Annotated in this window: 16 protein-coding genes and 1 pseudogene; 7 read left to right on the top strand and 10 right to left on the bottom strand. The window is 60.8% G+C overall.

What is annotated here, in order from left to right; all coding sequences use genetic code 11:
* Positions 1-50: 50 nt before the first annotated feature.
* The 6 genes and pseudogenes from DFO48_RS04425 to DFO48_RS04400 form a co-directional block, all read right to left on the bottom strand.
* The gene (locus DFO48_RS04425) at positions 51-902 is read right to left on the bottom strand and encodes a MinD/ParA family protein (protein ID WP_042438298.1); all 852 of its coding nucleotides are present in this window, start codon (positions 900-902) and stop codon (positions 51-53) included.
* A gap of 4 nt (positions 903-906) precedes the next feature.
* The gene (locus tag DFO48_RS04420; protein ID WP_114862642.1) at positions 907-1701 is read right to left on the bottom strand and encodes a GGDEF domain-containing protein; all 795 of its coding nucleotides are present in this window, start codon (positions 1699-1701) and stop codon (positions 907-909) included.
* A gap of 40 nt (positions 1702-1741) precedes the next feature.
* Positions 1742-3466 (bottom strand): SulP family inorganic anion transporter, encoded by a 1725-nt coding sequence (locus DFO48_RS04415; protein WP_114862641.1) that lies wholly within the window; start codon positions 3464-3466, stop codon positions 1742-1744.
* Between the two features lie 469 nt (positions 3467-3935).
* The gene (locus DFO48_RS04410; protein ID WP_114862640.1) at positions 3936-5312 is read right to left on the bottom strand and encodes a DUF1329 domain-containing protein; all 1377 of its coding nucleotides are present in this window, start codon (positions 5310-5312) and stop codon (positions 3936-3938) included.
* Between the two features lie 185 nt (positions 5313-5497).
* Positions 5498-6973, bottom strand: coding sequence for an amino acid permease (locus DFO48_RS04405; RefSeq protein ID WP_034348448.1), 1476 nt, complete (start codon positions 6971-6973; stop codon positions 5498-5500).
* A 536-nt stretch (positions 6974-7509) separates the two neighbouring features.
* Positions 7510-7647: pseudogene (locus tag DFO48_RS04400) on the bottom strand (ABC transporter ATP-binding protein); the annotation flags it as partial.
* A 20-nt stretch (positions 7648-7667) separates the two neighbouring features.
* Here DFO48_RS04400 and DFO48_RS25580 point away from each other — a divergent pair.
* From DFO48_RS25580 to DFO48_RS04390, 5 genes are all read left to right on the top strand, one after another.
* Positions 7668-7814, top strand: a complete 147-nt coding sequence (locus DFO48_RS25580; protein WP_233506313.1) for a sigma-54 factor interaction domain-containing protein — start codon at positions 7668-7670, stop codon at positions 7812-7814.
* Positions 7815-7835: 21 nt separating this feature from the next.
* Positions 7836-8009 (top strand): sigma 54-interacting transcriptional regulator, encoded by a 174-nt coding sequence (locus DFO48_RS25790; RefSeq protein ID WP_255413071.1) that lies wholly within the window; start codon positions 7836-7838, stop codon positions 8007-8009.
* On the top strand, positions 7963-8103 hold the full coding sequence (locus DFO48_RS25785; protein ID WP_255413069.1) for a sigma 54-interacting transcriptional regulator: 141 nt from the start codon (positions 7963-7965) through the stop codon (positions 8101-8103). The genes DFO48_RS25790 and DFO48_RS25785 overlap by 47 nt, the downstream gene beginning before the upstream one ends.
* A gap of 150 nt (positions 8104-8253) precedes the next feature.
* Positions 8254-8535, top strand: coding sequence for a hypothetical protein (locus tag DFO48_RS25570; RefSeq protein WP_233506312.1), 282 nt, complete (start codon positions 8254-8256; stop codon positions 8533-8535).
* A 232-nt stretch (positions 8536-8767) separates the two neighbouring features.
* The gene (locus DFO48_RS04390) at positions 8768-9706 is read left to right on the top strand and encodes a tyrosine-protein phosphatase (protein ID WP_114862639.1); all 939 of its coding nucleotides are present in this window, start codon (positions 8768-8770) and stop codon (positions 9704-9706) included.
* A 150-nt stretch (positions 9707-9856) separates the two neighbouring features.
* Here the strand turns inward: DFO48_RS04390 and DFO48_RS04385 are convergent, their stop codons facing one another.
* From DFO48_RS04385 to DFO48_RS04370, 4 genes are all read right to left on the bottom strand, one after another.
* Positions 9857-10651 carry an ABC transporter ATP-binding protein gene (locus DFO48_RS04385; RefSeq protein WP_003064901.1) on the bottom strand — a complete coding sequence of 265 codons (795 nt, stop codon included), beginning with the start codon at positions 10649-10651 and terminating at the stop codon, positions 9857-9859.
* A 134-nt stretch (positions 10652-10785) separates the two neighbouring features.
* Positions 10786-11667: an ABC transporter permease gene (locus tag DFO48_RS04380; RefSeq protein ID WP_003074956.1), complete on the bottom strand. Its 882-nt coding sequence runs from the start codon at positions 11665-11667 to the stop codon at positions 10786-10788.
* 113 nt (positions 11668-11780) lie between these two features.
* Positions 11781-12749, bottom strand: coding sequence for an ABC transporter substrate-binding protein (locus DFO48_RS04375; RefSeq protein WP_003074958.1), 969 nt, complete (start codon positions 12747-12749; stop codon positions 11781-11783).
* A gap of 542 nt (positions 12750-13291) precedes the next feature.
* Positions 13292-14995: an electron transfer flavoprotein-ubiquinone oxidoreductase gene (locus DFO48_RS04370; RefSeq protein ID WP_114862638.1), complete on the bottom strand. Its 1704-nt coding sequence runs from the start codon at positions 14993-14995 to the stop codon at positions 13292-13294.
* A 257-nt stretch (positions 14996-15252) separates the two neighbouring features.
* Between DFO48_RS04370 and DFO48_RS04365 the strand changes: the two genes are divergently transcribed.
* Both DFO48_RS04365 and DFO48_RS04360 read left to right on the top strand, forming a co-directional pair.
* Positions 15253-15675, top strand: coding sequence for a thioesterase family protein (locus tag DFO48_RS04365; protein WP_114862637.1), 423 nt, complete (start codon positions 15253-15255; stop codon positions 15673-15675).
* 309 nt (positions 15676-15984) lie between these two features.
* Entirely contained in the window at positions 15985-17280 is a 1296-nt protein-coding gene (locus DFO48_RS04360; protein ID WP_003074964.1) for a dicarboxylate/amino acid:cation symporter, read from the top strand.
* Positions 17281-17338 lie beyond the last annotated feature (58 nt).

Below are 17338 nucleotides of genomic sequence, written 5' to 3'. Positions count from 1 at the left end.
TCGATATCCGGGGGGCGGCCGCGCGGCTGCTGCATCGACGGTGATGCAGCTCAGACCGGGGCCGTCAGCTCTGCCTTGATTTTATTGGACAGCTGAGCCACTGCGAGAGATGCGGGTGCTCCGGGCATGGCCTGCAGCAGCAGCTGGCGGCGCATCACGGCCTCGCGCACGGCAGAGTCGACCGGAATATCGCCCCAGTGAGTCAGCTGCAGCGGCTGGCCGGATTCGGTGGTCACGAAGCGGTTGAGCACCTGCTGCAACTGGCCCGTGATGGCGCGGCCATCGCCGGGGCGTTGCGCCTGGTTGATGACCAGACGGATCTGCTGGCGCTTTTGCTGCAGGGCCAGCACCTTGATGGCGGCGTAGGCATCGGTCAGCGAAGTGGGCTCGGGCGTGGCCACGACCAGCACCTCGGTTGCCAGAGAGACGGAGAACAGCACCACATCCGAGATGCCGGCACCGGTGTCGAGCAAGATGATGTCGTAGCGCGGGCGCAGCAACTCCACCGTGCGCATGAACTGGGAGCGAATCTCGGGGGTGAGGCGCGAGTACTCGATCATGCCCGAGCCTGCCAGCAGCACGGAATAGCCGCCAGGCGTGGTCAGAATGGCATCTTCCAGCGTGGAGCGACCTGTGAACACATCGTGCAGCGTGACCTTGGGGTAGAGGTTGAGCACTACATCCAGATTGGCCAGGCCCAGGTCCGCGTCCAATACCAGAACGTTGAAGCCATGACGCGTCAGCGCAGCAGCCAGATTGGCAGAGACGAAAGTCTTGCCGACACCGCCTTTGCCGCTGGTGACGGCAATGATGTGGGCCTGCTTGTTGCGGCCAGGCGCCCGCAGGGCATCTTCCATGGATATATGAGCGGGCAAAGTAGGGTGAGGGGCCAAGGTGTCCATCGTCTCAAGGCGTTATGACCTGGCTTGCGGCGTCGGTGTTTACGTCTGGTGCTGTATTGTCAGAGACATTTTCCTCTAACGAGGCGGCGGGCAAAGGGCTGAAAAGCAGGCTTTTTTCCTCGGCACTCACCGTACTGTCGGGCGGATCCTCCACGCAGACGCAGTTGCGTCCCGCCGATTTGGCCAGATAGAGCTGGCGATCGGCACGCTCGGTCCACAGTTGCGCCGTGCTGCGAATCCATTGCTGGGCGTAGACCCCGCCGATACTCACAGTGACCTTCAGCGACTGGCCGGAGGACACGGAGATGGAGTTGCTTTCGATGGCCTGGCGCAGGCGTTCGGCGACCGCGCGGCCTTGATGTGCAGGGCACACGGGCAGCACGATGGCAAATTCTTCACCACCGAAGCGCGCCAGGGTGTCCATGGGGCGAATGATCTCGGACAGGGTCTGCGCAACGGACTGCAACACCATATCGCCAGCAATATGACCGTGCTCGTCGTTGATCTGCTTGAAGTGGTCGATGTCCAGCATCAGCAGCAGTGCGGTTTCTCCGGAGCGGGCCACGCGGTCGATCTCGCGCTCGATCACGGAGCGGAAATGGCGTCGGTTGGCCAGCCCCGTGAGGGGGTCCCGCAAAGACAGCGCACACAAGCCATCAATCAGCGCTTGCAGGTAGTGGGTGGGAGTGTCAGTGGGCAGACGGTTATCGCTACCGCCCGCGCGAGTCACCAGATTGTGTGCGGTGGCAAGGCGCAGATCGCGCAAAAACACGGATTGGTGGGGGGCGGATGAGGTCACGACAAACTATCAATGATGGCCGTCAGTGTAGCAGCGCCCCCTATCTTTTTGTGGATGTAGGCTTTTCGTCAGCGTTGATCCGGGTCAGTTCTGTGGGGAAATTGCCAAGCGTTCGCAAAAAGTCGGCATCCGTGCGATAGAGCCTGATAGGGCTGCCTTCTTTATGCAGCAGGCCGGCGCGCTCCAGTCTTTGCTCGGCCGGCAACTTCAACCCCACCACGTGCAGCAGACCGCCACGCAATGCGACCAGGCGCTCCAGTCGTGCAAAAGTTTCGACACCTGTGATGTCTATGCTGTTGATGGACTGCATCAGCAGTGCCAGATCTCTGGCCTGGGGCGCTTGCTGCAGGGCATCGGCTGCGTAGCGCTCAAGTGCCGTGGCCGTGGCAAAGTCCAGGTCTGCATCCATGCGCAGAGCCACGACTTCAGGTGCCAGGGGCGGCAGTTGCCAAAGCTTGCGGCTGCGCAGGCTGCCGTCGGGATGCTCGCCGACCTCGATGATGCGCGGGTGCAGGTGCTGATAGAGGTAGTAAGCCTGGCTGAGCATGATGCCCGCGAACACGCCCCAGTACATGCGGGGGGCGGTGACGATGGTCAGCACCAGAGTGGCGACGCTGATGCTGGCTTCGACCTTGGAGATCCTGAAAAGCTTGAGGATCGCGCTGGGCTTGACCAGATTGAGCACGGCGGTGATCACGATGGCTGCCAGCGTTGCCTGAGGCACATGGTAGAGCCAGGGAATGAACCAGAGCACGACCACAACCACCAGCAAAATGGAAAAGACGTTGGCATAGCCGGTCCTGGCACCGGCGAGCAGGTTGACGGCAGAGCGCGAGAAAGAAGCGCTGGTGGCAAAGCTGCCGAACAGGCCGGCGCTGATCTTGGACAGACCCTGGGCAATCAGATCCTGGTTCTCGTTCCAGCGCGTGCCGGCCTGCTGATGCTCTACCTGGGCGCTGGAGGCCGTCTCCAGAAAGCTGACCAGGGAGATGACCAGCACCGGCATGACCAGGGCGCCGAACTGCTCCCAGTCCAGCATGCCGGGCCACTGGAAGCTGGGCAGCCCCGCAGGCAGGTGGCCAATCACGGCTCCGCCCGCATCGGCGAATCCCGTGAGCCAGCTGATGAAGCCGCTCAGGCCGATGATGAAAATAGCCGAGGGAAAAGCAGGACGCCATTTCTTGGCCAGCATCAGCAAGGCCATGCTGACCAGGCCGTAGGCGATGGACTGGATGCTGAACAGATAGATGGACGGCGAATGCCAGACGGTGGACCAGTCAGCGCGCATGCCCAGCAGGGTGGGCAGCTGCGAGGCCAGAATCAGCAGCGCAGCCGCCTGGGTGAAGCCTGCCAGTACCGGCGAGGTGACCAGGTTGAGCAGCCAGCCCGCGCGCACCACGCCCAGACTCCACTGCACCAGGCCCGACAGAATGGCCATCCATGCCGCAAGGACCACCCATTGGGCCGAGCCCGGCTCGGCCATGCCGGTCAGAGAGGCGCCGATCAGCAAGGCGCTCAGCGCCGTCGGCCCCACGCCCAGGCGGGGTGAGGGGCTGAAGAGAATGGCCACTGCGGCCGGAATGATGGAGGCGTAGATGCCGGTGATCAGCGGCATGCCCGCCAGCGCGGCGTAAGCCACGCCCTGGGGCAGCAGCATCAGGCCCACGGTCAGGCCAGCCCAGAACTCGCCGCGCAGCAGGCCGAAAGTAGGTTTGGGCCAATTGAGAAAGGGCAGCCATCGGGCCAGGGATTGCATGGAAGTCATGATTGCGGCGAACTAAATCCTCTGCAAGCTTAGTCTGGCTTTGTTGTGCAGGGATTAAAACTGGACGAGGCTGCGACATTGGCCGAGGGGGCGCCTTGCTCCAAAGTGACTCAAGGCGTTGTCCGAACCGGGCCCGCATGGCATCGATGGCGGCAAGGGGTTCGGCGGATGGCCGATGAGTCCGGGAGGTGGCACCCGCCAGATCCGCGCCCTGCCATGCGACCGGGTGGGTCGTTGGCTGCTTGTGAATGATGCTCACGTTGAAATCGACTCGAAGACAGAGAAAACGGCGCCAACTGCTATGCGTTTTCAGTGCTGGTGCCGTGTTTTATCCTAGCACGCTGCCCGCGCACATGCGGGAGTGCGCTCCCGTTTCGGGGTGGGAGCGGCCATAAAAAAAGAGAGGCTCATGGCCTCTCTGTACACCTTTCGGTGCGGTGCGCGCGGTGGTTGGCCCACCTGTTGTCCATCAGTTGCCCAGGTTGCGAATCGCCTCGGGAGTGTACTGGCTGGGCTTGAGGTTGTCCTTGCCCAGAATGGGGGCCTTGGGGCGCTCCTGGACCAGATTCATGCTCACATAGGAGCCGGCATTCAGGTCGTAGTAGAACGATGTGCCCGCGTGCCACTTCTTGATGTCGTAGGCATAGTAGTAATTGATTTCACCGTGCTGCCACAGCTGGCCGCGTGCGTCGTAGAAGTCGCCCGAGACGGCGTGGCCGGTGTCTTCGTCGATGAACATCACACGTTTGGAGTACAGGTGACGGAAGCCGGGCTTGAGCTTGCCCTCCAGCACCCAGACGCGGCGCAGCTCATAGCGGGTGTAGGCCGGGTTGGGGTGACCTGGCTTGAGCAGGTCGGCGTATTTCATCTGCTGGTTGATGCGGAAGGTGTTCGCAGGAATGAACATCTCGCGCTTGCCGTGCATGGTCCACTCGTAGCGCTCGGAGCCGCCATTGAACAGGCGCTCGGAGTCGATGGTCGCCTTGCCGCTGGTGCCGGGGGAGGGCTGGTCATAGCCGAACTCGGGCAGTTGTCGCACGCGGCGAGTGCCGGGATCGTAATTCCAGGCCAGGCGCTTGTCGGTGCCGAAGTTCATCGGCTCGATGGACAGAATCACGCCGCCTTTTTCGCGCTCGGGCAGGATGGAGAAATTGGTCACATAGGCGTATTTGCCTTCGTTGGGCTTGCCCAGATTTTCCTTGGAGTCATAGCGGCTGAGCTGGATATAGCTGGTGCGGCCCCAGGCGATATCGCCGCTTGCGCCCACCAGTGCCATGTCGCGTTCCACCTCTTCGGTGCTCGCGCGGCTGGGCATGAGGTTGTTCCAGAGCAGTTCCAGGCCGGTCTTGGGAATGGGGAAGGGCAGAGCGCCCATGAAGCCCTTGACGCCATTGCCGTCGTTGACTACCTCGGCTTCCAGCGCATTGCGCTTGATGACGGCGCAGATATCGTCGTCATAGCGGAAGTCGCGGTGGCCCGGATAGACGGGAATGCGCATGGTGGTGGGGAACTTGCTGAGCAGCGCCTTCTGGCCGGCGCTGAGCTTGTCGCCATATTGCGCCATGTTGGCGGCCGTGATCTCGAACAGCGGCTTTTCGTTGGCGTAGATATCGGGCTGGAACTGTCCCACGGACTTGGTGAACTTCACGCCGGGCGGAACGCCCAGGATCTTGCCCGTGAATGGCGGGATGCTGCCATCGGCATTGCCGGCTTTGATGGCGCCGGTGCAGGTCAGCTCCTTGCCCAGCTTGTCGGCTTCCGCGGCGGGAACCTTGGCACAGGCGGCTCCTGCGCTCAGCAAACCCATGCACAGCATCAGCGCTGTGTTCATCGTCTTTTGTTGCATTGCTCTTGTTTTCCTAGTGAAAAAACTGTGCAGGCCGTTGCCTGTGAGCATTTATTCTTCAGATATTTGTCATGACATGAATCGTCTGTTGGGACTAATCGACAGCATCCGAGGCAGGCCCAGGACGCGAAAAAGGCAGCGCCGTTGCCGGAGCTGCCTTGGGTGGGATCAAAAATGACTAGGTATTAACGCGAGCCGTTCAGATCCATCTCCGAGTATTTGACGATCTTGGTGCCCTTGACCCATTTGTAGCCAAACCAGATGGCCAGGAACAGAGGCAGGCCGATGTAGGTGGCGATGGCACCGACCCAGTCGATCTGGTCCTTGATCAGGTTCTCGTAGTTCTGGCCCAGGGTGATGATCAGGCACAGCACAAAGGCAAAGATGGGGCCGAAGGGGAAGGCCGCTGCCTTGTAGGGCAACTGGTTCATATCGTAGTTCTGTACTTCGCAGCCCTTGCGGAAACGGTAGTGGCTGATGGCAATGCCCAGCCAGGCGACAAAGCCGCACATGCCGGACAGATTCAGCAGCCAGATGTAGACGACTTCAGGGCTGAAGATATTGGTCAGAAAGCACAGAGCGGCAATCACGGTGGTGGCGATCAATGCCAGCACGGGCACGCCGCGCGTGTTGACCTGGGCAAACACCTTGGGCGCCATGCCCTGCTTGGCCAGCGCATACAGCATGCGGGTGGAGGCATACATGCCGGAGTTGCCGGCCGACAGCACCGAGGTCAGTACCACGGCATTCATCACGGCGGCAGCGCCCAGCAGGCCGGCACGCTCGAACACCAGCGTGAAGGGGCTGACGGCGATATCGCCCAGGTCGTTGCGCAGCAGCTTGGGATCGGTATAGGGAATCAGCAGACCGATGATGAGGATGGCGAAGACGTAGAACAGCAAAATGCGCCAGAACACCTTGCGCACGGCCTTGGGCACGTTCTTGGCGGGATCTTCGGATTCGCCGGCGGCGATACCGATCAGCTCCGTGCCCTGGAAGGAAAAGCCCACCACCATGGCCACGCCGATCAAGGCCGCAAAGCCGCCTGCAAACGGTGCGTCGCCCGTGCTCAGGTTGGCGATATTGCCCCAGATTCCGTCAGGTGCGCCGCCTTGCAAAATGCCGAAGATCATCAGCACGCCGATGGCGATGAAGACCAGCACCGTGGTCACCTTGATGGCGGCGAACCAGAATTCGGATTCGCCAAAGCCCTTAGCCGACAGTGCGTTCAGGCCGAACATCAGGGCCAGAAACAGCGCACTCCACAGCACGCCGTTGGTGCCCGGGAACCAGTAGGCCATCACCAGCTGTGCGGCCACCAGGTCCACGGCAATGGTCACGGCCCAGTTGTACCAGTAGTTCCAGCCCAGGGCGAAGCCAAAGCCTTCATCCACGTACTTGGCGCCATAGGTGGCAAAGGAGCCGGAGACGGGCATGTGCGCGGCCATCTCACCCAGACTGGTCATCAGGAAATAAACCATCAGGCCCACGATCATGTAGGCCAGCAATGCGCCGCCGGGGCCTGCTTGCGAGATGGTTGCGCCAGAGGCGACAAAAAGACCGGTGCCGATGGAGCCGCCGATGGCGATCATCGACATATGTCGGGCCTTGAGGGAACGGTGCAAGCCACCGTTGTCAGTTTTTGCTTGGCTATCGCTCATGAGAGATATTGGTTTTTTTGCGGATCATGAAGCCTTGGTGGTCCTGCTGGTGAAAGCATCGGCCTCATGCCCTTTTGTTGCGCCCTGATGTCGGGAGTCCCCGGATATCAACGCGGTCGGCGTGAACGGCGATGACATGCATCGTGCTCAGTGGCTTCCGATAGGGTGCAGATTGTGAGCGATTTGCGCAGGAGTCGTACAGCGTGAGCTGTGGATCGGGGTCTCCATGGCTTGAAACGATATCTAAGTGTTTGATATTTCAGAATTAATGACTGGTTCGGAAATTCAGAAAAATATCCTTATATCTTCGTCAAATCGTCGGCGAGAGTGGCTTCCTGCTCGGCATGCGTTCGCTGGAACCTTGTCTATTTGATTGTTTGTCTTTTCATTTCGTCAAAAATAATTGTCGAAATGTCAATGTTTGATGTCGATATTTTCTATCTTGAAATGAAAAAAGCCGCCAGGCAATAGTTATCAAGGACTGGCAGCTTCTTTTTTGATAGTGGACTGTGTGCGCTCAGGTCGTCCGGCTTGAATCAGCTGAGCAACAAGGCGTCATCCGCGAGCTTCTCACCACGTACCTTCTCGAACACATGCAGCAGGGTGGGCATGTCCATGTTCGCATGCTCTTCGCCGCTGACGTCCAGCACCACATTGCCCTGGTGAAGCATCACGGGCCAGGCTGGACCCACAGATGCAGACCAATGCCCGGCAGGCACTGCGTGTGCCTGAAAAGGGTTTGGCCATTGTGCCGTACCGCGAATCGGGTTCGGGCAAGGAGGCATTTGCCAAGGCCACGCACGAGGCCTGCGTACGTCGGGCCAGCCCGTCGTGGCTGTGAACTGCGCGGCGATTCCCGAGACTGGTTGAGAGCGAGCTCTTCGGCTATCGCGAAGACGCCTTCACCGGCGCCCGTGCCAAGGGCGCGGGCGGCAAGATCGCTCGGGCCCATGGCGGAGACTTGTTCCTCGGCGAGATCCGCGACATGCATGCAGGCCTTGCAGACGCGGCTGCCGCGCGTGCTGGCCGAACGTGAAGTCACCCCGCTGGGCTCGGAGCAGCCCATCTCCGGCAATGTGCAACTGATCTGCGCCACGCAACGCGACCTGCGAGAGATGGTGGCCCAGTGAGAGTTCCGGCTCGATCTGTCTGTACTACCGTTTCCACAGCGTGACGCTGGAGCTGCTGGCGCTGCGCGACCGTGCAGACAAGGGCGCACTGATCGAGGGCCTGTTGAGGGCCTGTTGAGGGAGGGCGGTCTGCCGCTCTAGGGCCGTGCCGTGACCATCACCGAAGCCGCGTGCCAGGTGCTGATGCGCCACGACTGGCAGGGCAATATCCGTGCGCTCAAGAACGTGCTGCGCACAGCCATGGTGCTGAGCGGCGACGGGGCCATTGCTCCCGAACATCTGCCGGCCCAAGTCGACGGCGGCCAGCCGCCTGTGCTGCCGTCAGAGCGCACGCTGTCGCTGGACGGCATGCAAGAGGTCATGGTGGCGCAGGTGCAAGACGAGCGCCCGGCTTTGCGGCAGGCGCTGAAGACGCATCACTGCAATGTGTGACCGAGGCCGCGCGCAGCCTGGGGCTGAGCCGGGCCTCGGTGTATCGGCACATGCCGCAAATGGGAGGTCGTGAGCCCCGACCGTCCGGGGGATTGTGCAAGCTCTTCCATCGGTGCCTGCTCTGGCTCCCAGGCTTGTACTTAGACAAATCGGACTAAGGTTTAGCGCCGGTAAGTAAAGTCAACCATCGCTGATAGCCTGCGCCTGTCAATGATCCACGGAGGGTGGATACATGACCTTTACTCATAAAGGAGCAGGCATGAAGGGGGTGACAGGAGTGGTTTCATTCGCGGAGATCGATCGCAGCATGGACAGGCGCCGGGTCTTGCACCTGGGGCTGCTGGGACTGGTCTCTGCGGGTGCTGGCGGACTGTTGGCCGCCTGCGGCGGCGGTGATGGCATGGAGCCGAAAGCGGCCACGCCAAGGTTGTCGTCCATGCTCAACTTCCGAGACCTGGCCGGGGCGGACGACGCATCGGTCTACCGCAACGCTGCAGGGCAGCCATTGAAGCGCGGCGTGTTCTACCGCTCCAATGCGGTATTGCCCAACGCGGCCGATGCAGTGACGCTGGGCAACCTGGGCATTGGTACGGCCTACGATTTGCGCACCACGAACGAGGCGGCCAAGGACGCGGACCGGCTGCCGCCGGGGATCCGCTATGTGTATATGAACATCTTCGGCACGGCCGACCCGGTGTTCTCGCCCTTTCATACGCCCAAGGAGGCCGAGGCCGCGATGGAGGAGATGGGCCGCGTGATGGTGCGCGACGCCGGCATGCGCGCTCGCATGGGGCAACTGCTCAGGACCATGGCGTCTACCGCCGATGCGCAACTGTTTCACTGCACCGCCGGCAAGGACCGTACGGGTTGGGTGGCGGCGCTGCTGCACACCATTGCCGGCGTACCGCGCGACACCATCCTGAAGGACTACCTGCTCACCAATACTTACACCGAGGCCTGGATGAACGCCACCTATCAGCAGATGCTGGCGCACAACGGCAAGGATGCAGCCGATCTCTACTGGCCCCTGCTGGGCGTGCAGCGCAGCTACCTGGAGGCGGAGTTCGATGAGGCGGAGCGCGGCTTCGGCTCAATGGGCCGCTACCTGAGCGAAGGGTTGGGTCTGGGCACGGACGAGCTCGCGCAGCTACGCACCAAGCTGCTGGGCTGAGGTGAATGCTATATTTAGAGGAGCTTCAAGCGATTGATGTATATGGATTTCAGATATAAATATATCTGATGTATAGATCTCGCAAGCGCTGGCAGCTATCAAAAAGAAAGTCCGCCAAGGGCGGACTTTTTGCAGGGATCGGGCCGGGTTTCAGCTCAGCAGCAGTGCATCGTCGGCCAGCTTCTCGCCACGTACCTTCTCGAACATGTGCAGCAGGTCGGGCACATCCATTTTGGAGCGCTCTTCGCCGCTGACGTCCAGCACCACATTGCCCTGGTGAAGCATGACGGTACGCGTGCCCACATCCAGCGCCTGGCGCATGCTGTGCGTGACCATCATGGTGGTGAGATTGGCTTCCTGCACGATGCGTGCCGTCAGCTGCAGCACAAAGTCTGCGGTGCGCGGGTCAAGAGCGGCCGTGTGTTCGTCCAGCAGCAGAATGCGCGAGGGCTGCAGCGCCGCCATCAGCAGGCTGACTGCCTGGCGCTGTCCGCCCGAGAGCAGGCCGATACGGTCGGTCAGGCGATTTTCCAGACCCAGGCCCAGTGTGGCCAGGCGGTCGCGGTACAGCTCGCGATTGCTGGCCTTGACTGCCTTGGACAGGCCGCGGAGGTTGCCGCGCTCGTGTGCCAGAGCCATGTTCTCTTCGATGGAGAGGTCTTCACAGGTGCCGGCCATGGGGTCCTGAAACACCCGGGCCACCTGCTTGGAGCGGGACCATACCGGCATGCGCGTCATGTCGATGCCGGCAATTTCGATCTTGCCCTTGTCCACGCTCTGGTCGCCCGAGACGCAGTTCAGAAATGTGGACTTGCCTGCGCCGTTGGAGCCGATGACGGTCACAAACTGCCCGTCGGGGATGGACAGCGACAGGCCGCGCAGGGCGCGGGTTTCGATCGGCGTGCCGGGATTGAAGGTGAGTTCGAGGTTTTGTGCGTTCAGCATGATGTATTCCGATCAGTCACTGAGGGCGCAGCATTTGTTAGTGCTGCAGTTCCTTGGCGAGAGGGCCAGCAAGGGCCGCCCCGCAGCAAAGGCCATCGTCCCCCTTGGGGGACGCGGCAAAGCCGCTCAGGGGGTTACTTTCTCTTCAGCTTCTTCTTGATTTGCGGAATCACCAGTGCGATGGTCACCAGCACTGCCGTCACCAGATTCAAGTCCTGTGCCTTCAGGCCGATGGCATCGATATTGAGGGCCGCTGCGATGAAGAAGCGGTAGACCACGGCGCCGAGCACCACGGCCAGCGTGGCCCAGATGATCTTGCGCGAGGGCAGGATGGTCTCGCCCACGATCACGGCCGCCAGGCCGATGACGATGGTGCCGATGCCCATGGAGATGTCGGAGCCGCCCTGTGTCTGCACGAACAGCGCTCCGGCCAGACCGACCAGGCCGTTGGAAATTGCCATGCCCAGCAAAATCATGGCGCCGGTATTGACGCCCTGAGCGCGGGCCATGCGGGCATTGGAGCCCGTGGAGCGGATAGCCAGACCGCGTTCGGTGGCAAAGAACCAGTCCAGAGCCAGCTTGGCCACGATGACAAAGCCCAGCATGATCAGCGGACGCATCACATAGTCTTCAATGTTCGCCGGCTGCAGCATGGTGAACAGTGTGGGCTCGTTGATCAGCGGAACATTGGGGCCGCCCATGATGCGCAGATTGACCGAGTACAGGCCGATCATCATCAGGATGGAGGCCAGCAGGTCCATGATCTTGAGCTTGACGTTGAGCCAGCCTGTGATGAAGCCGGCCACGGCTCCGGCTGCCGTGCCGGCCAGCGTGGCCAGCCAGGGATTGGTGCCCGTGGAAATCAGAATGGCGCACACCGCACCGCCAAGGGGGAAGCTGCCGTCGACCGTCAGATCGGGGAAACGCAGCAAGCGAAAGGAGATGAAGACGCCCAGCGCCACCAGGCTGAATATCAGGCCAATTTCAATGGCACCGAGGATGGAAAATAGAGACATAGAGAGAGCGACAGGCGCGGCAAACGTCTAAAAAAATCGGCAGGGCCATGTTGCCACGGCACCTGCCGCTGCGCTGGCACTGCCTGGTGGCAGTGCTGGCGACAGGGAGTGGATTACTTGACCACGGTCGCGGCGGACTTGATCAGCGTGTCGGACAGCTTCACGCCTTGCTTTTCGGCTGCGCCGGGGTTCACGAACAGTTCCATCTTGGTCGAGACTTCGGGCTTGATGTCGCCGGGCTTCTCGCCCTTGAGAATGCGCACCACCATGCGGCCGGTCTGCTCGCCCAGATCGCGGTAATTGATGCCGTAGGCAGCCACAGCACCGCGCTTGACGGAGTCGGTGTCAGAAGCCACCAGAGGGATCTTGGCGTCCTGGCCCACCTTCACCAGCGATTCGTAGGCCGACACCACGTTGTTGTCGGTGTTGGTGTAGATCACGTCCACCTTGCCTACCAGCGAGCGTGCGGCGCTGGAGACGTCCACCGAGCGGGGAGCGGCTGCGGTCACCAGGGTCCAGCCCATCTTGGGCAGCAGGGCCTGCAGTTCCTTGACGACCACGGCGGAGTTGGCTTCACCGGGGTTGTAGACCATGCCGATGCGCTTGGCATTGGGCACGACCTGCTTGACCAGATCCATCTGCTTGTCCAGGGCCAGCAGGTCGGAAACGCCGGTCACATTGTTCTTGGAGGGCTCCCAGCTGGGGACCAGCTTCGCGGCCACGGGGTCGGTCACGGCGGAGAACACGACGGGCACAGTCTTGGTCGACGCGATCACGGCCTGAGCGGAAGGTGTGGCGATGGCGACGATGGCATCAGGCTTGTCACCCACGAACTTGCGGGCGATCTGGGCTGCTGTACCGGTATTGCCCTGTGCGCTCTGGTATTGCCACTTCAAGGACTTGCCTTCTTCGTAGCCGGCTGCCTTCAGGGCGTCCTTGACGCCGTCGCGCACTGCATCCAGGGCGGGGTGTTCAACAATGGCGGTCACGGCCACGGACTTGGTATCGGCGGCATAGGCACCCGACATGGCGGAAATTGCCAGGGCCAGTGCGCCCATGCGGGCCAAGGACAGCTGCTTCATGTGTATCTCCAGCGTTTGTTGTGTGTTGCAGGTGAATTAAGACGGCAGTGCGTGATGCGCGTCGCCTCGCGGCAAAGTCTACTGCACCGATCCGGCTGTCTTCGTGATTGAGATAACCTTGTTTATCCCTATACGATGATCGCGAAAAAATGGCATGAAAGCTGCGCAAAGCGCTATTTGGCAGAAGTTAGTGTGTGCGGATGCAGGGCAATGGCGCGCAATATTGCGTTGAGTGGGTCCTGATTTTGGTTTTGCCCCGCATTTTTCCTGCGTCTGATGCGATATGAGCAAGCGTATTGGTGCAACTGCCTGTTTTTTGAACATTGCTCTTTCTGCGCCGGCGTGCGACCTTCATGGGGTGATTCACGGCGGTTGCGGTGGTGTGCGTTTTTTCTGTGATGCTGCAAATTTGTGGGCATTTGGCAGCCTGCGTTGCTAAAAACATTCAGCCCATGAAAAAAGCCTGCGCAGCAATGACTGGCGCAGGCTTTGTGATGCGGCATCTGGAGCAGTTGCCGCTGCCGGATGCAATCGCGGACGGATTACATACCTGAGTAGTTGGGGCCGCCGCCGCCTTCGGGTGTCACCCAGACAATGTTCTGTGTCGGGTCCTTGATGTCGCAGGTCTTGCAGTGCACGCAGTTCTGTGCATTGATCTGCAGGCGCTGCTTGCCGGCATCGGCCTCGTCCTCCACGAACTCATACACGCCTGCGGGGCAGTAGCGTTGCTCGGGGCCGGCGAACTTGGTCAGGTTCACTGCGACAGGAACGCTGGCGTCCTTGAGCGTCAGGTGAGCCGGCTGGTTCTCGGCATGATTGGTGCTGCTGATGAAGACGCTGGAGAGGCGGTCGAAGGTCAGCTTGCCGTCGGGCTTGGGATACTCGATGGGGGCGCACTCGGCGGCGGGCTTCAGATAGGCATGGTCGGGCTTGTTGCGATGCAGCGTCCAGGGGATGTTGCCGCGCAGCACGAACTGCTCCAGCCCGTTCATCACGGTGGCCGTGGTCAGGCCCTTCTTGAACCAGGCCTTGAAGTTGCGCGCCTTCCACAGCTCTTCATAGAGCCAGCTGTTCTCGAACGCATAGGTATAGGCCGTCAGCTCGTCGCCCTGGCGGCCGGCGACGATGGCGGCATAGGCGGCTTCTGCGGCCAGCATGCCGGTCTTGATCGCGGCATGGCTGCCCTTGATGCGGCTGACATTAAGGAAGCCGGCTTCGCAGCCCACCAGTGCACCACCGGGGAAGACAAAGCGGGGCAGGCTGGAGATGCCGCCGGCCGTGATGGCGCGCGCACCGTAGCTGATGCGCTTGGCGGGCTTGATGCCCTTGGCTTCGTCGCCTTCCAGGTAGTAGCGAATGTTGGGATGGGTCTTCCAGCGCTGCATCTCCTCGAACGGAGACAGGTAGGGGTTGGAGTAGTCCAGGCCGGTGATGAAGCCCAGCGTGACCAGATTGTCTTCCAGGTGGTAGAGGAAGGCGCCACCGTAGGTGTCGCTCTTCATGGGCCAGCCGGCTGTGTGCAGCACCATGCCGGGTTTGTGACGCTGGGGGTCGATCTCCCAGAGTTCCTTGATGCCCAGACCGTAGGTCTGCGGGTCGCGGTTGGCGTCTAGCGAATATTTGGCGATGACCTGTTTGCCCAGATGGCCGCGCGCACCTTCGGCAAAGATGGTGTACTTGCCGTGCAGCTCCATGCCCAGCTGGAAGTCCCCCGTGGGTTCGCCTTCCTTGCTGATGCCCATATTGCCGGTAGCCACGCCCTTGACGGAGCCATCTTCGTTGTAGAGCACTTCGGCAGCCGTGAAGCCGGGGAAGATTTCCACGCCCAGGGCTTCGGCCTGTTCTGCCAGCCACTTGGTGACAAAGCCCAGGCGAACAATGTAGTTGCCTTCGTTATGGAAGCACTTGGGCAGCAGCCAGTTGGGCGTGCGCAGAGAGCTCTTCTCGCCGAGGAAGACCATGGCGTCTTCGGTCACCGGCTGGTTCAGGGGGGCACCCTTTTCCTTCCAGTCGGGGATCAGTTCGGTCAGGGCGCGGGGATCCATGATGGCGCCCGAGAGGGTGTGTGCGCCGGGCTCCGAGCCTTTCTCCAGCACGACCACGGAGACATCCTGACCCTTTTCGGCCGCCAGCTGCTTGAGGCGAATGGCCGTGGCCAGGCCGCCGGGGCCACCACCGACCACCACCACGTCATATTCCATGGCCTCTCGCGGGCCGTACTGGGCCAGGATCTCTTCGTTTGTCATCGGGAAAGTCTCGCTTGATATTGGATTGGGAAAACTGGCGTGCGCGGCCTAGGCAGGTGCGTCTGCAAAAACCACGATGCGGGCGATTCTATGCTGACAGCCCGGCACGACCGTGCAGATTTGGCGACAGCGCATCAATCGGTGTTGCGGCAAAGTCCATAGGCTAGTGATCGCCCCAGGGCGTGCCATCCCTCAAAGAAACTAGAACAAGGTGATGATGCAGTTGCAAACCTCGTTCAATCAGGAGACATACCGGCATGAAAATCGAGCTGCCCGAGCTGAAGAAGCAGGTCTATGAAACGCGCTTTCCCGTACGCTGGGGCGATATGGATGCCATGGGGCATGTCAACAATGCCCAGTACTTTCGCTACCTGGAAACTGCCCGTATCGACTGGATGCATGGCATGGGCCTGAATCCGGACCCTGCTGGGCAAGGGCCGGTCATCGTCAACGCCTTCTGCAATTTCTATCAGCAGCTTGCGTATCCTGACGAGGTGCTGCTCAAGATGTTTGTCAGCGATCCCGCACGCACCACCTTTGAGACCTGGGCCACCATGGAGCGTGTGACGCAGCCGGGAGTCATTTGTGCCGCCGGCGGGGGCACGGTGATTTGGGTGGATTTTCCCCGGCAGAAAGCCGCTGCGCTGCCGGACTGGATACGTTCAGCAGTAACGGCCTGAGTCCTGTTCGGAATTCCGTACATCAATCGTGATGCCGTCCGGAAATCCGATGGTTGTTATGCAAAAAAGTATTTTGAATATAAGCAAATCAAAGACTTGGAGGTGATCTTTTGGTTGGCACGGTATGTGCTTAAAGGACGGCACGCCGCTTCACTGCGGCTGACCAAGTGAGACTGGGGCTGGATCTTGCTGACGAAACCTCGGTTCCGTCGGCGGTCCGTCTCGGTTTGTTGTCGCTGCCGGAGTCCGGTGCCTGCATGGCCTGGATTCAGGCAGCGGCTCAAACAACGCATACCAAGATTCCAAGAAATGAAATCCAACCGCCTGACCATCATGGTTCTGCTGGCCATGGTTCTGGGTGTGGTTGTGGGCTATCTAGTCCACGCCAACGCCGCGACACCGGAGACAGCCAAAGACATTGCCGGCTATTTCGGCATTCTCACCGACGTATTTCTGCGCATGATCAAGATGATCATCGCGCCTCTGGTGTTTGCCACGCTGGTGGCGGGGCTGGCCAATATGGGCGATGCCGGCTCTGTGGGCCGCGTGGGTGGTCGTGCGCTGGGCTGGTTTATCGCGGCATCGTTCTGCTCTCTGTTTCTGGGCCTGGTTTTTGCCAATGTGCTGCAGCCCGGTCACGGCCTGACGGTGGAGCTTCCCACGAATGCCGAGAGCCTGGGTCTGAAGACCGGAGCGCTGAATTTCAAGGATTTCATCACCCATGTCTTCCCCAAGAACATCTTCGAGGCCATGGCCACCAATGAGGTGTTGCAGATCCTTGTGTTCGCGCTGTTCTTCGGTATCGCTCTGGGCTACCTGAACCACCAGAAAAAGCACATGCTGGTCGATCTGATGGAAGAGACCTCGCATGTCATGCTGCGCGTGACCGAGTACGTGATGCGCTTTGCGCCCGTGGGCGTGTTCGGCTCTGTGGCCGGCACCATTGCCACTCACGGACTGGGCATGCTGCTGGTGTTCGGCAAATTCCTGCTGGGCTTCTATATTGCACTGGCCGCGCTGTGGGTGCTGCTCATCGGTGCCGGCTATCTGGTGCTGGGCAAGGATGTCTTCCGTCTGCTGTCGCTGATTCGCGGCCCGGTGCTGGTGGGCTTTTTCACGGCCAGCAGCGAATCCACGCTGCCCAAGCTCATGGAGCAGCTGGAAAAATTCGGGATCAAGCCGCGTATCACGGGCTTTGTGCTGCCGCTGGGTTACTCGTTCAACCTCGATGGCTCCATGATCTACACCACTTTCCTGGCCATCTTCATCTCTCAGGCCTACGGCATCGAGATGACACTGACTGCTCAGCTGACCATGCTGCTGGTGCTGATGATCTCCAGCAAGGGCATTGCCGGCGTGCCTCGTGCCTCGCTGGTGGTGGTGGCCGCCGTGCTGCCCATGTTCGGTTTGCCGGAAGCGGGCATCCTGCTGATTCTGGGCATCGACCACTTCCTGGACATGGGCCGTACATTGACCAATGTGCTGGGTAATGCCATTGCCACGGCCGTGGTTGCCAAATGGGAAGGCAGCGAAGAGCAGGAGTCGTGCGCAGATCTGGCTGCCGAGCCTGAGATGCTGCCCGAGCCCATTCGCGTTCGAGCCTGATTTTCCCGTTGCCCGGATTCCTGTCCCCTGCGGTGCCGGGCGCTGCTACCATGGTTCG

The organism is Comamonas sp. AG1104 (genome assembly GCF_003350425.1).
Taxonomy (GTDB): Bacteria; Pseudomonadota; Gammaproteobacteria; order Burkholderiales; family Burkholderiaceae_C; genus Comamonas; species Comamonas testosteroni.
The sequence above is the reverse complement of the archived record's forward strand: the minus strand, read 5'-3'. Positions and strand labels throughout refer to the sequence as shown.